Source organism: Mesorhizobium sp. B1-1-7, assembly GCF_006442705.1.
Lineage (GTDB): Bacteria > Pseudomonadota > Alphaproteobacteria > Rhizobiales > Rhizobiaceae > Mesorhizobium > Mesorhizobium opportunistum.
On the sequence record NZ_VFWQ01000009.1, the window covers coordinates 1 to 15,628 of the forward strand.

At 65.4% G+C, this 15,628-nt stretch carries 18 protein-coding genes; 7 read left to right on the forward strand and 11 right to left on the reverse strand.

The window, feature by feature from the left end; translation table 11 throughout:
- Window positions 1-133: 133 nt before the first annotated feature.
- Window positions 134-379: a hypothetical protein gene (locus FJ978_RS16295; protein WP_013892302.1), complete on the reverse strand. Its 246-nt coding sequence runs from the start codon at window positions 377-379 to the stop codon at window positions 134-136.
- Between the two features lie 165 nt (window positions 380-544).
- On the opposite strand from FJ978_RS16295, the gene gcvA reads away from it, so the two are divergent.
- Window positions 545-1,477 carry a transcriptional regulator GcvA gene (gene gcvA / locus FJ978_RS16300; protein ID WP_140572935.1) on the forward strand — a complete coding sequence of 311 codons (933 nt, stop codon included), beginning with the start codon at window positions 545-547 and terminating at the stop codon, window positions 1,475-1,477.
- A gap of 21 nt (window positions 1,478-1,498) precedes the next feature.
- Here the strand turns inward: gcvA and FJ978_RS16305 are convergent, their stop codons facing one another.
- The 7 genes from FJ978_RS16305 to tsaD all read right to left on the reverse strand — a co-directional run bounded on the left by FJ978_RS16305 (window position 1,499) and on the right by tsaD (window position 6,407).
- Window positions 1,499-2,242 carry a glycosyltransferase family 25 protein gene (locus FJ978_RS16305; RefSeq protein WP_140572936.1) on the reverse strand — a complete coding sequence of 248 codons (744 nt, stop codon included), beginning with the start codon at window positions 2,240-2,242 and terminating at the stop codon, window positions 1,499-1,501.
- Between the two features lie 15 nt (window positions 2,243-2,257).
- Window positions 2,258-2,674: a DUF1761 domain-containing protein gene (locus FJ978_RS16310; RefSeq protein WP_023765937.1), complete on the reverse strand. Its 417-nt coding sequence runs from the start codon at window positions 2,672-2,674 to the stop codon at window positions 2,258-2,260.
- 125 nt (window positions 2,675-2,799) lie between these two features.
- Window positions 2,800-3,483: a methyltransferase gene (locus FJ978_RS16315; RefSeq protein WP_140572937.1), complete on the reverse strand. Its 684-nt coding sequence runs from the start codon at window positions 3,481-3,483 to the stop codon at window positions 2,800-2,802.
- Window positions 3,480-3,905 (reverse strand): EVE domain-containing protein, encoded by a 426-nt coding sequence (locus tag FJ978_RS16320; RefSeq protein WP_013892308.1) that lies wholly within the window; start codon window positions 3,903-3,905, stop codon window positions 3,480-3,482. Before FJ978_RS16320 ends, FJ978_RS16315 begins: the two co-directional genes overlap by 4 nt.
- A 33-nt stretch (window positions 3,906-3,938) precedes the next feature.
- Complete coding sequence (locus FJ978_RS16325) at window positions 3,939-4,235, reverse strand: YciI-like protein (protein ID WP_140572938.1); 297 nt, start codon at window positions 4,233-4,235, stop codon at window positions 3,939-3,941.
- 22 nt (window positions 4,236-4,257) lie between these two features.
- Window positions 4,258-5,265 (reverse strand): NAD(P)H-dependent glycerol-3-phosphate dehydrogenase, encoded by a 1,008-nt coding sequence (locus FJ978_RS16330; protein ID WP_140573143.1) that lies wholly within the window; start codon window positions 5,263-5,265, stop codon window positions 4,258-4,260.
- 56 nt (window positions 5,266-5,321) lie between these two features.
- Window positions 5,322-6,407 carry a tRNA (adenosine(37)-N6)-threonylcarbamoyltransferase complex transferase subunit TsaD gene (tsaD, locus tag FJ978_RS16335; RefSeq protein WP_181176874.1) on the reverse strand — a complete coding sequence of 362 codons (1,086 nt, stop codon included), beginning with the start codon at window positions 6,405-6,407 and terminating at the stop codon, window positions 5,322-5,324.
- Window positions 6,408-6,563: 156 nt separating this feature from the next.
- On the opposite strand from tsaD, the gene hemC reads away from it, so the two are divergent.
- The 6 genes from hemC to FJ978_RS16365 all read left to right on the forward strand — a co-directional run bounded on the left by hemC (window position 6,564) and on the right by FJ978_RS16365 (window position 12,696).
- A complete protein-coding gene (gene hemC, locus FJ978_RS16340) occupies window positions 6,564-7,490 on the forward strand; it encodes a hydroxymethylbilane synthase (protein WP_140572940.1) in 927 nt (308 codons plus the stop codon).
- A gap of 2 nt (window positions 7,491-7,492) precedes the next feature.
- Window positions 7,493-8,209: a uroporphyrinogen-III synthase gene (locus FJ978_RS16345; protein WP_140572941.1), complete on the forward strand. Its 717-nt coding sequence runs from the start codon at window positions 7,493-7,495 to the stop codon at window positions 8,207-8,209.
- Between the two features lie 109 nt (window positions 8,210-8,318).
- Window positions 8,319-9,839: a COG4223 family protein gene (locus FJ978_RS16350; RefSeq protein WP_140572942.1), complete on the forward strand. Its 1,521-nt coding sequence runs from the start codon at window positions 8,319-8,321 to the stop codon at window positions 9,837-9,839.
- Window positions 9,840-9,849: 10 nt separating this feature from the next.
- Window positions 9,850-11,451: a heme biosynthesis protein HemY gene (locus tag FJ978_RS16355; RefSeq protein WP_140572943.1), complete on the forward strand. Its 1,602-nt coding sequence runs from the start codon at window positions 9,850-9,852 to the stop codon at window positions 11,449-11,451.
- Window positions 11,452-11,481: 30 nt separating this feature from the next.
- Complete coding sequence (locus tag FJ978_RS16360) at window positions 11,482-11,961, forward strand: TerB family tellurite resistance protein (protein ID WP_023765947.1); 480 nt, start codon at window positions 11,482-11,484, stop codon at window positions 11,959-11,961.
- Window positions 11,962-11,979: 18 nt separating this feature from the next.
- On the forward strand, window positions 11,980-12,696 hold the full coding sequence (locus FJ978_RS16365) for a glutamine amidotransferase (RefSeq protein WP_023765948.1): 717 nt from the start codon (window positions 11,980-11,982) through the stop codon (window positions 12,694-12,696).
- A gap of 60 nt (window positions 12,697-12,756) precedes the next feature.
- On the opposite strand, the gene FJ978_RS16370 is transcribed toward FJ978_RS16365, so the two are convergent.
- The 3 genes from FJ978_RS16370 to FJ978_RS16380 form a co-directional block, all read right to left on the reverse strand.
- Entirely contained in the window at window positions 12,757-13,065 is a 309-nt protein-coding gene (locus FJ978_RS16370; RefSeq protein ID WP_023765949.1) for an NIPSNAP family protein, read from the reverse strand.
- 48 nt (window positions 13,066-13,113) lie between these two features.
- Complete coding sequence (locus tag FJ978_RS16375) at window positions 13,114-14,352, reverse strand: MFS transporter (RefSeq protein WP_140572944.1); 1,239 nt, start codon at window positions 14,350-14,352, stop codon at window positions 13,114-13,116.
- A 158-nt stretch (window positions 14,353-14,510) separates the two neighbouring features.
- The gene (locus FJ978_RS16380) at window positions 14,511-15,611 is read right to left on the reverse strand and encodes an aminotransferase class I/II-fold pyridoxal phosphate-dependent enzyme (protein WP_140572945.1); all 1,101 of its coding nucleotides are present in this window, start codon (window positions 15,609-15,611) and stop codon (window positions 14,511-14,513) included.
- Between the last annotated feature and the right edge of the window lie 17 nt (window positions 15,612-15,628).

Genomic DNA, 15,628 nt, shown 5'->3' on the forward strand with positions numbered 1-15,628 from the left:
GCAGTAGGCAGTAGGCAGTAGGCAGTAGGCAGTAGGCAGTAGGCAGTAGGCAGTAGGCAGTAGGCAGTAGGCAGTAGGGTTACGCGTCGATGCCGTCTAATTTCCCTACTCCCTACTCCCTACTCCCTACTCCCTACTCCTTTCGCCTGGGCTGTTGCCAGCCGATGTCGAGAAGGCCCAGCCGGCCCATCTCGCGGTCCATTGCCCGGGCGACGTCCTTGCGGCCGGCGCCGATATCGCGCAGTTGGCGATCGGACAGGTCCTCGACGTTCTGGTGCGGAAGATTGACCGCGACCCTGGCTTGACGCAGCCAGGCACGGATCGCCGCCAGCCGGGCCGGGCGGGCGGCATATGCAGGATGAAAAGCGGTGTGAGACATGATGGCATCCGTTCGTCCGGACATCAAATCCGGTTTGATGGTGTTTCGCTGTCCACATCATGCCTGATTGAAATCTTGGGAGGAAACGAGTAGTTTTTGCTCGATCATCAAATTTTCTTTGAGGATTGAGAGCGCCATGGACCGCTTCGCCGAGATCCCCCGCTGATGGCGACCCTGCTGCCGGGAACGCGGGCGCTGAGGACGCTGGAGGCGGCGGCCAGGCACCTCAATTTCACCCGTGCCGCCGACGAGCTTGGCCTGACGCCGGCCGCGGTCAGCCATCAGATCAAGGAAATCGAGGATCAGCTCGGCATCGTGCTGTTCACGCGCACCAGCCGCACGATCCGGCTGACGGAGGCCGGCGCGGTGCTGTTCGAGGCCGCGACCGATGCGCTCGACCTGCTTGGCCGGGCCGCCATGCGGGCGCGCAAGATAGCGCGTGGGACGGAATTTCTGAAGGTGACGCTGGACGCCCAGTTCGCGACAAAATGGCTGATGCGGCGGGTCGAGGATTTTCGCAAGCAGCGGCCGGGCATCGAGCTCCGGTTCGACATCGCCTACGGGCTGCGCGATTTCGATCTCGACGATGTCGATGTCGGCATCCGTTTCGGCGCCGGCAAATATCCGGGGCTGTGCGCGCACCGCCTGTTCGACAACGTCATCATTCCAGTGTGCAGCCCGGGCCTTTTGGCGTCCGGGCCGCCCTTGCGCGAGCCGCGCGATCTCTTCCACCACACGCTTGCCCATATCGAGTGGGCGCGCCAGGGCGTGACATGGCCGAACTGGCGCATGTGGATGGCGGCGGCCGGCGTCGACGACTTCGACAACAGCCGGACAATCGTCTTCGTCAATTCCTCGGATGCCATCCAGGCGGCGATCGACGGCAACGCCGTCGCGCTCGCCGATTTCGCCATGGTGGCCAACGACCTGTCCGAGGGCCGGCTGGTGCGGCCTTTCGAGCTTGGCATCAAGGTAGCGCCCGAATTCGCCTATTTCCTGGTCTATCCCCAGGCCATGGCCGACGACCCGCGCATCGTCGCCTTTCGCGACTGGATCCTGGAGGAAGTGGCCAGGACGCGCACGACGGACAGGGTATAGGCCGTTACGGCCGATTTTCGGTCACGACCGGGCGTTGTGGCCGAAGATCATGCGGGTGTATTTCTTCCACTTCCACTTCAGTTTCTTGTAGAGAAGCGGATGCGGTTTGCCGGCAACGGAGGTGTGGAAAGCTCCGTTTTCGCTGCCCTGCTCGACAATCGGGCGTTCGAACCACAACATTTCAACACCCAACTCCTCATCCATCTGTTCGGCCAGATGGTCGATCACCGTGGATATCTTGTTGCGGGCGATCCAGGCGCAACGCGCTTCGGCGGCCGGTCGGGTGATGAGGTAGGAATCCGCGCATCTGGCATGCAGCGCGGGGTAGAGCCTTTGACCCTTCCGCAATTTCCAGCTCGGCGTGTAGTAGTTGCTGCCATTGCCGAGATAGATGACGGCCTTGCGGTCGGGGCTGCCGAGCTCGGCCAGCCCCTGGCGGAACTTGGCGACAAAGTCGCGGGCGAGGAAAACGTCGTCCTCGAACACCAGGCAATAGGGCAGGTCGGTTTCGAGGAAATCGCGCCAGATGCCGACATGCTTCAGCGCCAGCGAGACGGCAGGCGGGTGGACAAAGCAGGGAGCGACCAATTCGGCGCGGATCTCCGGGGTGACGTCTGGGCGGTCCCATTCGGTGTAGAAGTAGACCGGCACGCCGCGCCGCTCGAACTCGCGCACGATGTGCCGGCGCCGGTCGTCATAGCCTTGCTTGACGTGACAGACGCGGGTGAACACCAGGTCGCGCGGAAATCCGGACTCATCCGCCATCGTCAACCCGTCGTCTCAGCTTGCCACGGCGCCGAACCAGCCGATCACCGCACCGATGATCAGCAAGACACCCAGCCAATGGCCGCCGTCGATGAGGGTCAGGTCCCAGCCGAAATTCTCGTAGCGATGGTTGACCGAAAGCGTCGTGGCGACGAAACCCAGCCAAAGCACGAAGCCGAAGACAAGGCCGGCAAGCCACGTCGGCTCACCACCGGTCATCGCGCCGACGACCAGGGCCATGATGGTGGCCATGACCAGTTCGGCGATGAAGCTGACGACGAAGGGCAGCGGTGATTTCTTAATCGTCGCCGGATCGAGCTTGGCGGCTTTGAGCCACGGCTTGCTCAACGTCATGTACCAGGCCGCGCCGAACAACCAGGCAACGATAGCGGCCACGATCACCGCCAGCCAGTTCACTGCCGAAAAATCCATGAGCTTCCCCCTCCAGAGCGTTTCACCGTTTCATGGAAACGGCGAACCGCTCCAACTCTTTATTCTGACGCAATTCCAGACGGAAAACCGCTCACACTTTTCCTGGAATTGCTCCAGATACAAATTCATGGAAACGCCTGTTCGGCGACGGCGTCAAGCAGTCGCCAGACAGTCGTGCGCTTTACCTCGGCATCCTCGAGCGCCCGCGTCACCGGCACTTCGTAGACGCCAAGCGGCTCCAGCCCCGATCGCGGCAGATAGGAGCGGCCGGGATCGCCGATCAGGATATCGGCACCGCGCCGCTTGAGAGCCGAGAACCAAGGCATCAGCCGGTCGGCGAAAGGCTTGTCGTAGAAGACGTCGCCGGCGAGGATCACGTCCCAGCCCGCATCGGTGCCGACGCAGTCCATGCCGAGGAATTGGACCTGGACATTGTTGGCCTCGCTGTTGAGACGGATCGCCGTGGCGCAGAACGGATCGATGTCGGCGGCCATCACCTTCGCGGCGCCCGCCTTGGCGGCGGCGATGGCGACGAGGCCCGAGCCCGAGGCAAAGTCGAGCACGCGCTTGCCCCGCACGGTACCGGGATTGTCAATGACATGGCGGGCGAGGCCCTGGCCGCCGGCCCAGGCAAATGCCCAGAAGGGCGGCGGCAGGCCGATCTCGACCAGTTCGTCCTCGGTCCGCTGCCAGAGGTCGTGCGCCTCGTCGGCGAGGTGCAGAAGAATCTCCGGCACATGCGGCGGCGCCATCAGCGCCGTATTGTCGAGGATGAATTTTTGCGCGCTGTTTGGCGTGAGAACCGTCACGGAGCAGGCGTCAGGCCGCCCATGCGGCAGACTTCCTTCCATTCGGCCGGGGTCACCGGCTGCACCGAAAGCCGTCCGAGCCGCACCAGCGCCATGTCGGCGAGTTTTGGGTTGGCCTTCACCTCCTCGAGCGTCGGCGGGTTCGGCATGTCCCTGACCGCACGGATGTCGACGCATTCCCAGCGCGGGTCGTCGGTCGTGCTGTCGGGATGGGCGAGCGCGCAGACTTCGGCGATGCCGACCACGTTCAGCCCTTCGTTGGAATGGTAGAAGAAGCCGAGATCGCCGATCTGCATGGCCTTCATATTGTTGCGGGCGGCATAGTTGCGCACGCCGTCCCATTGCGTGCCGGCCTTGCCCTTGGCCTTCAACGCCTCGAAGGAGAAGACCGAGGGTTCGGATTTGAACAGCCAGTAGTTCATCTTTCGCTCCTCCTTGCGCTCCAGCGGGCAGGATTAACTAACCGCAGGCTTGTTGAAGGTCCAGTTCCACTGGCGGATTTCGACACTCTCGAACAAGCCGGCCTTGGCGTAGGGATCGGCTGCCGACAAAGCCTGCGCTCCCGCCAGATCCGGCGCCTCGACGACGACGAGGCTGCCATTGGGCTTGCCGTCGGCATCGAGGAACGGGCCGGCAAAGGCCAGCTTCTTCTCGCCGTTCAGCCCTTCGAGAAAGGCGACATGCTCGGGCCGCGTGTCGAGGCGCACCTGCAAGCTTCCCGGTCTGTCCTTGCAAACAAAAGCAAACAGCATGGTCTTCTCCCTTGTCGTCAGATCAATCGTTGGTTTCAGTCTTCAGCGGCCGGGTCATCAGCGCCGTCACGGCCTGCCGCACGGTGATGGTGCCGTCCAGTATGGCGGCGACGGCGGCGATGATCGGCGCATCGATGTTGCGCTCGGCGGCGATGCGCGCGGCGATGGCCGCCGTCGGCACGCCCTCGGCCAGCGGCAGTCCGGAAAGTTCCTTGCCTTGCCCGAGCGCCAGCCCATAGGCGAAGTTGCGCGATTGGGCGGACGCGCAGGTGAGCAGCAGGTCCCCAAGGCCGGAAAGCCCCATCAAGGTCTCCGGACGGGCGCCGAAGGCGGCACCGATGCGGCGCAGTTCGACAAAGCCGCGCGTCACCATGGCGGCCTGGGCGCTGGCGCCGAGTCCGGCGCCGGTAACGGCACCCGCGGCGATGGCAAAGACGTTCTTCAAGGCGCCGCCGATCTCGACGCCGATCAGGTCATCGTTCGAATAGCAGCGCAGGTTCTCGGCCGAGAAGCGGGCGGCAAGGTCGGCCGCCAGCGCCTCGTCGCGGGCCGCCACCACCACCGCTGTCGGCAGGCCGCGGGCAACGTCGGTGGCGAAGCTCGGGCCGGACAGAGCCGCGACGGGGTTTCCAGGGAGGATCTCCTCGACAATCGCAGACAGCAGGGCGCCGGTGTCGCGCTCGATGCCCTTGGCACAGAGAACAAGCGGAATGCCGGCCGGCATATGCGGCTTGGCGGCTGTCAGCATGGCACGAAGCGATTGCGCCGGCGTCACCGCCAGCACGCAATCGGCACCGTCGAGCGCCGCTTGGATGTTATTGGTCGCCACGATGCCGGCCTGGAGCGCGATGCCCGGCAGATAGCGTGGATTTTCGCCGCGGTCGATCGCGGCGACGGTCTCCGGGTCGCGTGCATAGAGGCGGACGAAATGGCCGGCGCGCAGCATGGCCAGCGCCAAAGCGGTGCCCCAGGCCCCGCCGCCGAGCACGGCAACGCGCCAGCCGCTTGGCACAGGGTCGCTGCCGATCATGCCCCTCTCGGTTAGGTCCGTCTCGGTCATGCCCCTCTTGGCCATGCCTCTCTTGGTCATGCCTTGGCTCCCCGCCGGCCGGAGCCGACCATCGGCGCCGAGATGCTGTCCAGCGGCCAGCGCGAACGGGGCACGAAATCGAAGCCGTTCTCCTGTGCCATGCCTTCGCGCAGCCGCTCGATACCGGCCCAGGCGATCATCGCCGCATTGTCGGTGCAAAGCTTCAGCGGCGGCGCGACGAAGGTGAAGCCGGCCTGAGAGCACAGCCGTACCAGCGTCGCCTTGATGGTGCGGTTGGCGGCGACGCCGCCGGCGACCACCAGCGCGGGCTTGTTCGTGCCCGGAAATGTCTCGCTGAACCGTGCCAGCGCGCGCGAAACGCGGTCGGCGAGCGCATCGGCGACCGCGGCCTGGAACGAGGCGCAGATGTCGGCCACGTCCTGGTCGCTCAGCGGCTCGATGGCGGTCGCCGCCTGGCGCACGGCGGTCTTGAGACCGGAGAAGGAGAAATCAGGCTGTGCCGACCCCTTCATCGGACGGGGAAAGGCAAAGCGGGCCGCATTGCCGGCCTGTGCCGCCTTCTCGACGTTCGGACCGCCGGGATAGGGCAGGCCGAGCATCTTGGCGGTCTTGTCGAAGGCTTCGCCGAGCGCATCGTCGATGGTGGTCGCCCAACGCTGATAATCGCCAACGCCGCGCACGGCCAGGATCTGCGTATGGCCGCCGGAAACCAGCAGCAGCAGATAAGGGAAATCGAGCCCGTCGGTCAGCCGCGCCGTCAAGGCATGGCCTTCGAGGTGATTGACGGCGATCAGCGGCTTGCTCGCCGCCGCCGCGATCGCCTTGGCCGTCATCAAGCCGACGATCAGGCCGCCGACGAGACCGGGACCGGCGGTGGCGGCGATGGCGTCGATATCGGCCAGCGCCACACCCGAATCGGCCAGGGCGGCCTCGACGATGCCGTCCAGCGCCTCGACATGGGCGCGCGCGGCGATCTCGGGCACGACACCGCCGAAGGCGGCATGCTCCTCGATCTGGCTGAGCACGATGTTGGACAGGATTTTCGGCGCGGCATCGCCCTCCAGCGCCACGACGCTGGCGGCGGTCTCGTCGCAACTCGTCTCAATGCCCAGAACGCGGATCAATTCGTCGCTGTCTCCGAAGATTGTATCGTGAAGCTTTCCCCGTTAGGAGAAAGCCCGGAAGGCCTCGGTTATTCTAGCCGCATTTCTGCGACGCCAAGTGACTCCACTTGGCTGCAAAATGCTCTGGCCGGGGGTTATCACGGACCGCGCGCCATGCAAACAACCTTGAAAATCGGAACACGCGGCAGCCCGCTGGCGCTGGCCCAGGCCCATGAAACGCAGGCGCGGCTGATGGCCGCGCATGGCTTGCCGGCGGAAGCGTTCGAGGTGGTCGTCATCTCGACCAGCGGCGACCGCATCCAGGACCGGCCGTTGTCGGAGGCCGGCGGCAAGGGCCTGTTCACCAAGGAGATCGAGGAGGCGCTGCTGGCGGGCGCCATCGACATCGCCGTGCATTCGTCGAAGGACATGCCGACGCAACTGCCCGACGGCCTTGAACTCTCGGCCTTCCTGCCGCGCGAGGACGCGCGCGACGCCTATGTCGGCAAGGCGGCGAGGACGATCGCCGACCTGCCGCGCGGCGCAAAAGTCGGTTCGTCGTCGCTCAGGCGGCAGGCGCTGATCCGCCGCATGCGGCCGGATCTCGACGTGGTGATGTTCCGCGGCAATGTGCAGACGCGGCTGCGCAAGCTGGACGAAGGGATCGCCGCCGGCACCATCCTTGCCTATGCCGGGCTGAAGCGGCTCGGGCTCGACCATGTCGTCACCGACCTGATCCCGCTCGACGTCTTTCCGCCGGCGCCGGGCCAGGGCGCGATCGGCATCGAGACGCGCATCGGCGATCGCGCCGTCGAAAAGATGCTGGTGGCGATCCATGACGTGCCGACCGGACAGGCACTCGCCTGCGAGCGCGCCTTCCTGGCGGCGCTCGACGGCTCCTGCCGCACGCCGATCGCCGGCTACGCGGCGATCGAGGCCGGAACGCTCTCTTTCGCCGGCCTGATCATCTCGCCCGACGGCACGCAGTCGCACACGATCGACCTGCAAGGGCCGGCGCAGGATGCCGCTCTCATCGGCACGGAAGCCGCCAGGACCGTGCGGGCCAAGGCCGGTGAAAAGTTCTTCGACGGCTGGCTGTGAAAATGCCCAGCGTGCTGGTGACCAGGCCGGAACCGGGGGCTTCGCGTACGGCGCGGCGGGTTCTGGAGGCGGGTTTCCAGCCGATTCTCCTGCCTTTGACCGAAACGGCGGCTTTGCCTGCCGATGCCGGTCAGGTTCCGGCTGATGCTCTCGCCGTTGCCGTCACCAGCGCCAACGCCGTGCGTCATGCTTCGGAAGAAATCATCGCGGCGCTCGCGGCCTTGCCTTGCCACGCCGTTGGAAAGCGGACAGCCGAGGCCGCGCGCGACGCAGGATTCCTGTCGGTGCGCGAGGGTGCGGGCGATGCCGAGGCGCTGGCCGAAAACATGGGCGATACCTTTTCCGGCAAGACGATCGTCTATCTCTGCGGACGCGTGCGGTTCCCGGTGTTCGAACAGCGGCTGGAAGCCGCTGGCGTCCAGGTCCACGCCGTGGAGACCTACGACACATCGGCGGTGCATTGTTCCGATAGGGACGTCCTTGCGCTGACGTCAGGCCGACCGGTCGATGCGGTGCTGCTCTATTCGGCCAAGGCGGCTGCCGCGATGCAGGTTTTGGCCGCAAGGCCCGCCTTGAAACTACTCTTTGAAAAAACACGGTTTTTGGCGCTTTCCCAGCGCATCGCCGCTGCTCTTGACTATAGCGCCGGCAAAGCAATCGAGATTGCCGCGACGCCCGACGAGGAGGCGCTGCTGGCACTTTTGCGGGCGCCCCGCTGACCCGCGTCATCACACCGCCCCTTTTCACCGCTTGGTGATGTGCTAGACCCTTCTGAACCATCACGCGCCGCCAGGCGTTGAGACGAAGCGAATTTTGCGGAGCCCAGGCATGGTCAAGACGCCGAAGATGCGACACTCGAAAGGCCGCCGCGACCCGGTGACCATCGATCTCGATCCGGGTGCGGTCTCGCGCATCGTCGACGAGGATGCTGGCAAGAATGCAGCAGCGGGGGACGCAGCAGCTGGGAATGCGGCCCAGACCGATGAGGCGAAGGCGGAGGAAGCCGCGAACGCCTCGCAGCCGGAGGCTCCCGAAGAGCCGGTGCATGCCGACCAGGTCGATCTCGAGCCCTGGGAACATGCCGATGCCGCCGCGGGGCAATCCGGGGCGGATACGGCGGCAAGGGCCAAGGCCGCCGAGCCGGAAATGCCTTATCCCGGCTCGGACACGCCATCCGACCGCGCCAAGCCTTCTTCCGACTACAATTTTGAGGACGCAACCACCAAGATTGGTGAAACCAAGACTGGTGAAACCAACGCAGGCGCGGGAAAAACCGACGCAAGGAGCGGACCGATGGCAGCGCAGCCGAAGCGCGGCGGCCTCAACGGCCTCGCCGCCGGCATCATCGGCGGTGTCATCGCGCTGATCGGCGCCGGCGGCCTGCAATTCGCCGGTCTGCTCGGCGCGCCGGGTTCCGGCGCCGGCGTCTCGCTCGATGGCGTCAATAGCGACATCGCCTCGCTGAAGAGCGAAATCTCCGGCCTGAAAGAAGCCGGCGGCAACAACGATGCAGCGGCCAAGCTGGTTGGGCTTTCTTCGGGCCTGGAGCAGGTTAAGGCCGATGTCGCGGCGCTGAAATCGGCGGTTGAATCCGGCGGCGCCGGCGACAATGCCGGGCTCGCCGCACTCGGCGACAAGGTCAAGCAGATCGAAACCGCGGTCGCGGCTCTCGGCAAAGCCGGCAGCACGGCGCCGGTCGATCTCGGCCCGCTCAACGAAAAACTGGCGGATCTCGATGCGCTGGTGAAATCGACGGGCGAGGCGGCGAAGGCCCAGGACGGACGGCTCGCCGCGCTCGAACAGTCGGTGTCGCAGCTCTCCGGCAAGGTCGACGCCCAGGCTTCGCAGCCGAAGATCGCGCTCGCTATCGCCGCCTCGGCGCTGAAGGCGGCGCTCGACCGTGGCGCGCCGTTCTCGGCCGAACTCGATACGCTGGCCGCGATTTCGCCCAACGCGCCTGAACTCGCGACCTTGCGACCCTATGCCGAAAAGGGCGTCCCGACCCGTGCCGAGATCGCATCGCAGATGGATGCCGCGGCCAATGCCATGGTCGCCGCCGCAACGCCGGTCGATCAGAATGCCGGCTTCCTCGACAATTTGGTGTCGAGCGCCGAATCGCTGGTCAAGGTCCGGCCGATCGGCGCCGTCGAAGGGGCCGGCGCGCCGGAAACGGTCGCGCGCATGGAGGTGGCGGTCAACCAGGGCGACTATGCCAAGGCGCTCACCGAATACGACACGCTGCCGGCAGCGGTGAAGACCGCCGGCGCTGACTTTGCCGGCAAACTGAAGGCCCGCGTCGAGGTCGAAACCCAGGTCGACGCGCTGATCTCCAGCGCGATGAAGGCATGAGGGCAACACAATGATCCGCCTGCTCGCCTTCCTCGTCGTCGTCTTCGCGCTAGGGTTGGGCTTTGCCTGGCTGGCCGACCGGCCGGGCGACATGGTCATCACCTTCAACGGCTACCAGTACCAGGTCAGCCTTATGGTCGCGGCGGTGGCCGTCGTCGCCGTCGTGGCCGCGGTGATGATCGCGTGGTGGCTCGTCAAGTCGCTGTGGAACAGCCCCTATACCATCTCGCGCTATTTCCGCGTGCGCCGCCGCGACCGCGGCTATCAGGCGCTGTCGACCGGCATGATCGCCGCCGGGGCCGGCGACGGTGCGCTGGCGCGCAAGAAGACCAAGGAAGCGGCCAAGCTGATCCGCTCCGACCAGGAACCGCTGATCCATCTCCTGGAGGCGCAAGCGTCGCTGCTCGAAGGCGACCACGAAGGCGCGCGGCAGAAATTCGAGAGCATGCTGGACGATCCCGAAATGCGGCTGCTCGGCCTGCGCGGCCTCTATCTCGAAGCCGAGCGCCTGGGCGACCGCAACGCGGCGCGCCATTATGCCGGCCGTGCCGCTGTGATGGCGCCGCAGCTCGCCTGGGCCGCCGAATCGACGCTGGAGGAGTTGACCGCGCGCGGCGACTGGGACGGCGCCTTGAAGCTGGTCGATGCGCAGAAGTCGACACGGCAGATCGAACGCGACGCCGCCAACCGCCGCCGTGCCGTGCTGCTGACCGCCAAGGCGCAGTCGCTCGCCGACAGCGACCCCAACGCGGCAAGGACAGCGGCGCTGGAGGCCAACAAGCTGCGGCCGGACTTTGCCCCCGCCGCCGTCGCCGCCGCCGCGGCGCTGTTCAAGCAGAACGACGTGCGCAAGGGCTCGAAGATCCTGGAGACGGCATGGAAGGCCGAGCCGCATCCGGAGGTCGCCGAGCTCTATACCCATGCAAGGCCGGGCGACGCCGTGCTCGACCGCCTCAACCGGGCGAAGAAGCTGCAGGAGATGAAGAAGAACCACGCCGAATCGTCGATGACGGTGGCGCGCGCCGCGCTCGACGCGCAGGATTTTTCGACCGCGCGCCGCGAGGCCGAGGCGGCGATCCGGATGGACCGCCGCGAGGGCGCCTATCTGCTGCTCGCCGACATCGAGGAGGCCGAGACCGGCGACCAGGGCAGGGTCAGGCAGCTGCTCGCCAAGGCGGTGCGGGCGCCGCGCGATCCGGCCTGGGTCGCCGACGGCGTGGTTTCGGAACGCTGGGCGCCGGTATCGCCGGTCACCGGCCGGCTCGATGCCTTCGAGTGGCGTGCGCCGATGGAGCGGCTTGGCCAGCTCATCGACAGCCGGGATGAGACGCCGGGTGCCGCCGTGCCGGTCATCGAGGCGCTGGCGAAGCCGGCCAGCGAAACGCCGGTCGACGCGATCGAACACGCCACCGCGAGCGGCGAGGCGACGGGCAAGGCGGCTGAAAGCCGCGAGGACCACGTCAGGCCGGTTACGGCCGCGGCGTTCGCGGCGGTGCCGGCCGATGCCGAGGGCGTGGAGCCGGCGGAAGAATTGACGCGCTTGCCGGACGATCCCGGCGTCGATCCGGACGACGAGGCGGAGAAGTCGCCGCGCCGCTTCCGGCTGTTTTGATTTGGCCATCGGGCGGTTGGGAATGAATTGATGTTCGAACGTGTTCTGTCGTTTCTCAGGGACTTGCCGGCCAGTTCCGGCACGCATGCCAGCACGGACGATCCGCGCGTCGCCGCCTCGGCGCTGCTCTACCATGTGATGAATGCCGACGGCGTGCGGCAGGATGTCGAATGGGAGCGGTTCAAGGCTGTGCTGGCGCAGAGCTACTCGATCAGCGGTGCCGAACTCGAGGCGCTCGCCGCCGCCGGCGAGCGCGCCGACAACGAGGCGATCGACCTCTATGCCTTCACCAGCGTTCTCAAGCGCCACCTCGACGCGGATGGGCGCAAGGCCTTCATCGGCCTGATGTGGGAGATCGTCTATGCCGATGGCGAGCTGCATGAACTCGAGGACAACACGGTGTGGCGCGTCGCCGAACTGATCGGCGTCGAGCGCCACGACCGGGTCGAGGCGCGCCGCAAGGCGGCGGCGCAAGCGCCCGGCGCGCGCGGAACCTCCAGCGACGAATAGACGGGATCCCGCCTGCCGATGCCGCGCCAAACGAGCCCGAAGCCAAAAATCCTGATCGTGCTGCATCAGGAGAATTCGAGCCCCGGACGCGTCGGCCACATGCTCATCGAAGAGGGTTTCGATCTCGATATCCGCCGGCCGCCGCTGGGCGACGCCTTGCCGGAGACGCTGGACGGCCATGCCGGCGCCGTGGTGTTCGGCGGACCGATGAGCGCCAATGACGAGGACGAGTTCGTCCGCCGCGAGACCAGCTGGCTGGACATCCCGCTCAAGGAAAACCGGCCGCTGCTCGGCATCTGCCTTGGCGCGCAGATGCTGGTCAATCATCTCGGCGGCAAAGTCGAGGGTCACGGCGAAGGGCTGGTCGAGATCGGCTGGTATCCACTCAAGGCGACCGAAGCCGGCAAGAAGCTGATGCACTGGCCCGAAATGGTCTACCAGTTCCATCGCGAAGGCTTTTCGCTGCCGAGCGACGCGATCTTGCTGGCGACGGCGGAGACCTACCCCAACCAGGCCTTCCGCTATGGCGACAATGCCTGGGGCATCCAGTTCCATGGCGAATTGACCAGGGTGATGATGCAGCGCTGGGTAGTGCGCGGCGCGCATCGCTTCGAGCTGCCCGGCGCGCAGCCCGGCCGCGATCATTTGGGGGGCCGGCTGATCTGGGATTTACATCTGAAGCGCTGGCTGGACGAGTTCTTGCGCATGGTGTTCGGCAGGCCAGCGGTACGGTAGCTCGGTTTTCTTGCAATTCCGGACGAGGACGGTTTCGCGTTTTCCGAAACATCCACTTTTCTAGGCTTCGAGCACCGGTCGCATGAAACTGCGCTCATAGCTGAGAATGCTGCGATTGCGTTTTTCCGTTTCAAACACTTCCTGGCATTCCGGATCGGCAGCCATCCGTTTGCGGTAGTCCTCGTAGTCGGCAAGGCTCGGAAAGCTGAACATGGCATAGGCGATATTGCTCGCCCCTTCGCTTGGAAGGAAATAGCCGTGATGGTTTCCACCGAGACGATTGACCAGACCGATCCAGCGACGGCCATATTCTTCAAACTCGGCAAGCTTGTAAGGGTCGATGACATATTTCAGGTAACAAGTGATCATGGGAGTTCCTGTGACAGGGTGACGAATCTTGTCGACGGTTAGCGCGCGTCAGTTTCGCCCGTTGAGGTGGCGCACCCTGCGCAGTTGCGGGAACAGATACGCCCACAGGCCGGCAACCGCGATGGCGCCGACGCCGCCGATCACCACCGCCGGCACCGTTCCGATCAGTGCCGCCATGGTGCCGGCGCGGAATTCGCCGACCTCGTTGGAGGCGCCGACGAAAACCTGGTTGACGGCGTTGACGCGGCCGCGCACCTCGTCCGGCGTCCACAACTGGATCAGCGTTTCCCTGATGTAGACACTGAACATGTCGGTGGCGCCCAGCAAGGCAAGGGCGACGATCGACAGCCAGGTGATGGTCGACAGGCCGAACAGCACGGTGCAGGCGCCGAACGCGGCGACGAAGCCGAGCATGATCTTGCCGGCATTGTCGCGAAGTGGGTGCCCGGCCAGCCAGACCGCAACGCAGATGGCGCCGATGCCCGGCGCCGAGCGCAACAGGCCGAGGCCCCAGGGGCCGAGTTCAAGAACATCGCGCGCATAGACCGGCAGCAGCGCCGAGGCACCGGACAGGAGGACGGCGAAGAGGTCGAGCGAGATGGCGCCGAGCACGATCTTCTCGCTCCAGATGTAGCGGAAGCCGGCAAACAGCGTTTCCATCGTCGGCTTGTCGGTTGCGGTCTGCTGGGCGGGCTTGGGAATGGTGAAGATCAGCAGGCCCGCCACCAGCATCAGCGCGGAGGCGACGGCGTAGGCGGCTTCTGGCGAGACGCCATAGAGCAGGCCGCCGGCGACCGGGCCGACGATCGTCGCCGTCTGCCAGGCGGACGAGTTCCAGGCAATCGCGTTGCCGAAATCTTCCGGCGGCACCAGATTGGCGAACAGCGACGAGGAGGCCGGTCCGTAAAAGGCGCGCGCCATGCCGAACAGCGCCAGAACGACGAAGATCGGCAGCGGACTGACGAGGCCGCGCAGCGTGAAGTACAGGAGAACGAGCGCACAGCTTGCCTCGACCACCGTTGCCAGGGCCATGATCAGGCGGCGGCCGAAGCGATCCGCGACGACGCCGGTGACCAGCACCAACAGCAGCGACGGCAGGAACTGGACGATGCCGACAATGCCGAGATCGAAGGGGTCGCGCGTCAAATCATAGATCTGCCAGCCGACGGCGACCGACACGATCATAGTTGCAAAGGTGGTGAGAAAGCGCGCCGTCCAATAGCTGAGGAAGGCTTTGTGCCGGAAGGCGGCGTAACGCTGCTCCGGGGAAGTTTGCAGAGATGTCATCGAGTGAGGCCCCGTTGCTATGGCATTGACCGGCGGGGCACTTCCCGGATGGGCGCTGTTCCGATCAATGAAACGTATCAAAGTTCGGCGGGCATATGCGTCAAAATCAGGCCTGGATCAAGGGACTTTCACCTTGGTCGATCCATCGCACAAGGAAGTTATTGTCGCAGCGCGGCCGAAATGGCATCGAGTCCACCCCTCAACTCGGCCTCGGTCGGCCAGCCGAAACCGACCCGGAAGAAGCGCTTCGGCATCTCGAACCAGTGACCGGGTCCGACATAGGTGCCGTGGTTTTCCAGCAGGTTCACATAGAACCGGTCGAGGTCGAAGCCGGGTTCGACATTGAGGCGCGGGAAGCCGACGACACCGCCTTCGGTCCTGATCCAGTCGACCAGCGGCTCGCGGTCGATCCAGGCCTGGACGATGTCGCGTCGCCCTGCCATTTCGGGCAGCAGCGTCGCCAGGAAGGCGTCCCGGCGCTCCAGCATGCCGCGTGCGATACCTTCGTCGATGACGCTGCCGCAGATGCCGATCTGCTCCTTGGCGGCAAGGAACATCTCCTGAAGGGCCGCATCCCTGGTGATCAGCCAGCCGATGCGGATGCCGGGAATGCCGAAGGCTTTCGACAGCGACGAGACACTGATGGCCTTCCGGCTCAGCGAGGCCGCCGACGGCAGCCGCCTGCCATAGGAGAGATCGCGATAGGTCTCGTCGACCAGCAAATGGCAGTTGCGGGCTTCGGCCAAAGCCACCAGTACGTCGAGTTCGGCGCGGCTCATCATCGTGCCGGTCGGATTGTGCGGGCAGGTGACGCTGATCAGCTTCGTGTTTGGCCGCATCGCCGCCTTGACGGCCTCGACATCGATGGCAAAGCCGTCGTCGAAGGCGAGGTCGACAAAGCCGATGGCGCAGCCGATCGCCCTCGGGGTTTCGATGTTGGTGGCATAGTTGGGCCTGACGACGACAAGGTGATCGTCCGCCGACAGAAGCGCGGTCGAGATGATGAACAGCGCGCCGGCGGCGCCGGCGGTGACCAGCACATCGTCGGGCGAAACACCGGCGTCCTGCGCCGCTATCAGCGCACGCAACTCCTTGTCGCCGCGATGCTCGCCATAGAAGAGCGTCAGGTCGGGCAGCGACAGGCCGATGTCGGAGAGCTTCTGGTCGGCAATCGAACTTTCGGAGAGATTGTAACGGATACGGTCGTAGCCGTATTCCTCCGGCGCCTCTTTCTCGATCACCATCCTGGTGTAGTTCATGGCTTCCCCCAGATCAT

Excerpts from the sequence above, each read along its gene's own strand:
- FJ978_RS16295 (WP_013892302.1), bottom strand. The coding sequence starts at position 379 with ATGTCTCACACCGCTTTTCATCCTGCATATGCCGCCCGCCCGGCCCGG.
- gcvA (WP_140572935.1), top strand. The coding sequence starts at position 545 with ATGGCGACCCTGCTGCCGGGAACGCGGGCGCTGAGGACGCTGGAGGCG.
- FJ978_RS16305 (WP_140572936.1), bottom strand. The coding sequence starts at position 2,242 with ATGGCGGATGAGTCCGGATTTCCGCGCGACCTGGTGTTCACCCGCGTC.
- FJ978_RS16310 (WP_023765937.1), bottom strand. The coding sequence starts at position 2,674 with ATGGATTTTTCGGCAGTGAACTGGCTGGCGGTGATCGTGGCCGCTATC.
- FJ978_RS16320 (WP_013892308.1), bottom strand. The coding sequence starts at position 3,905 with ATGAACTACTGGCTGTTCAAATCCGAACCCTCGGTCTTCTCCTTCGAG.
- FJ978_RS16325 (WP_140572938.1), bottom strand. The coding sequence starts at position 4,235 with ATGCTGTTTGCTTTTGTTTGCAAGGACAGACCGGGAAGCTTGCAGGTG.
- FJ978_RS16330 (WP_140573143.1), bottom strand. The coding sequence starts at position 5,265 with ATGATCGGCAGCGACCCTGTGCCAAGCGGCTGGCGCGTTGCCGTGCTC.
- hemC (WP_140572940.1), top strand. The coding sequence starts at position 6,564 with ATGCAAACAACCTTGAAAATCGGAACACGCGGCAGCCCGCTGGCGCTG.
- FJ978_RS16345 (WP_140572941.1), top strand. The coding sequence starts at position 7,493 with ATGCCCAGCGTGCTGGTGACCAGGCCGGAACCGGGGGCTTCGCGTACG.
- FJ978_RS16350 (WP_140572942.1), top strand. The coding sequence starts at position 8,319 with ATGGTCAAGACGCCGAAGATGCGACACTCGAAAGGCCGCCGCGACCCG.
- FJ978_RS16355 (WP_140572943.1), top strand. The coding sequence starts at position 9,850 with ATGATCCGCCTGCTCGCCTTCCTCGTCGTCGTCTTCGCGCTAGGGTTG.
- FJ978_RS16360 (WP_023765947.1), top strand. The coding sequence starts at position 11,482 with ATGTTCGAACGTGTTCTGTCGTTTCTCAGGGACTTGCCGGCCAGTTCC.
- FJ978_RS16365 (WP_023765948.1), top strand. The coding sequence starts at position 11,980 with ATGCCGCGCCAAACGAGCCCGAAGCCAAAAATCCTGATCGTGCTGCAT.
- FJ978_RS16370 (WP_023765949.1), bottom strand. The coding sequence starts at position 13,065 with ATGATCACTTGTTACCTGAAATATGTCATCGACCCTTACAAGCTTGCC.
- FJ978_RS16375 (WP_140572944.1), bottom strand. The coding sequence starts at position 14,352 with ATGACATCTCTGCAAACTTCCCCGGAGCAGCGTTACGCCGCCTTCCGG.
- FJ978_RS16380 (WP_140572945.1), bottom strand. The coding sequence starts at position 15,611 with ATGAACTACACCAGGATGGTGATCGAGAAAGAGGCGCCGGAGGAATAC.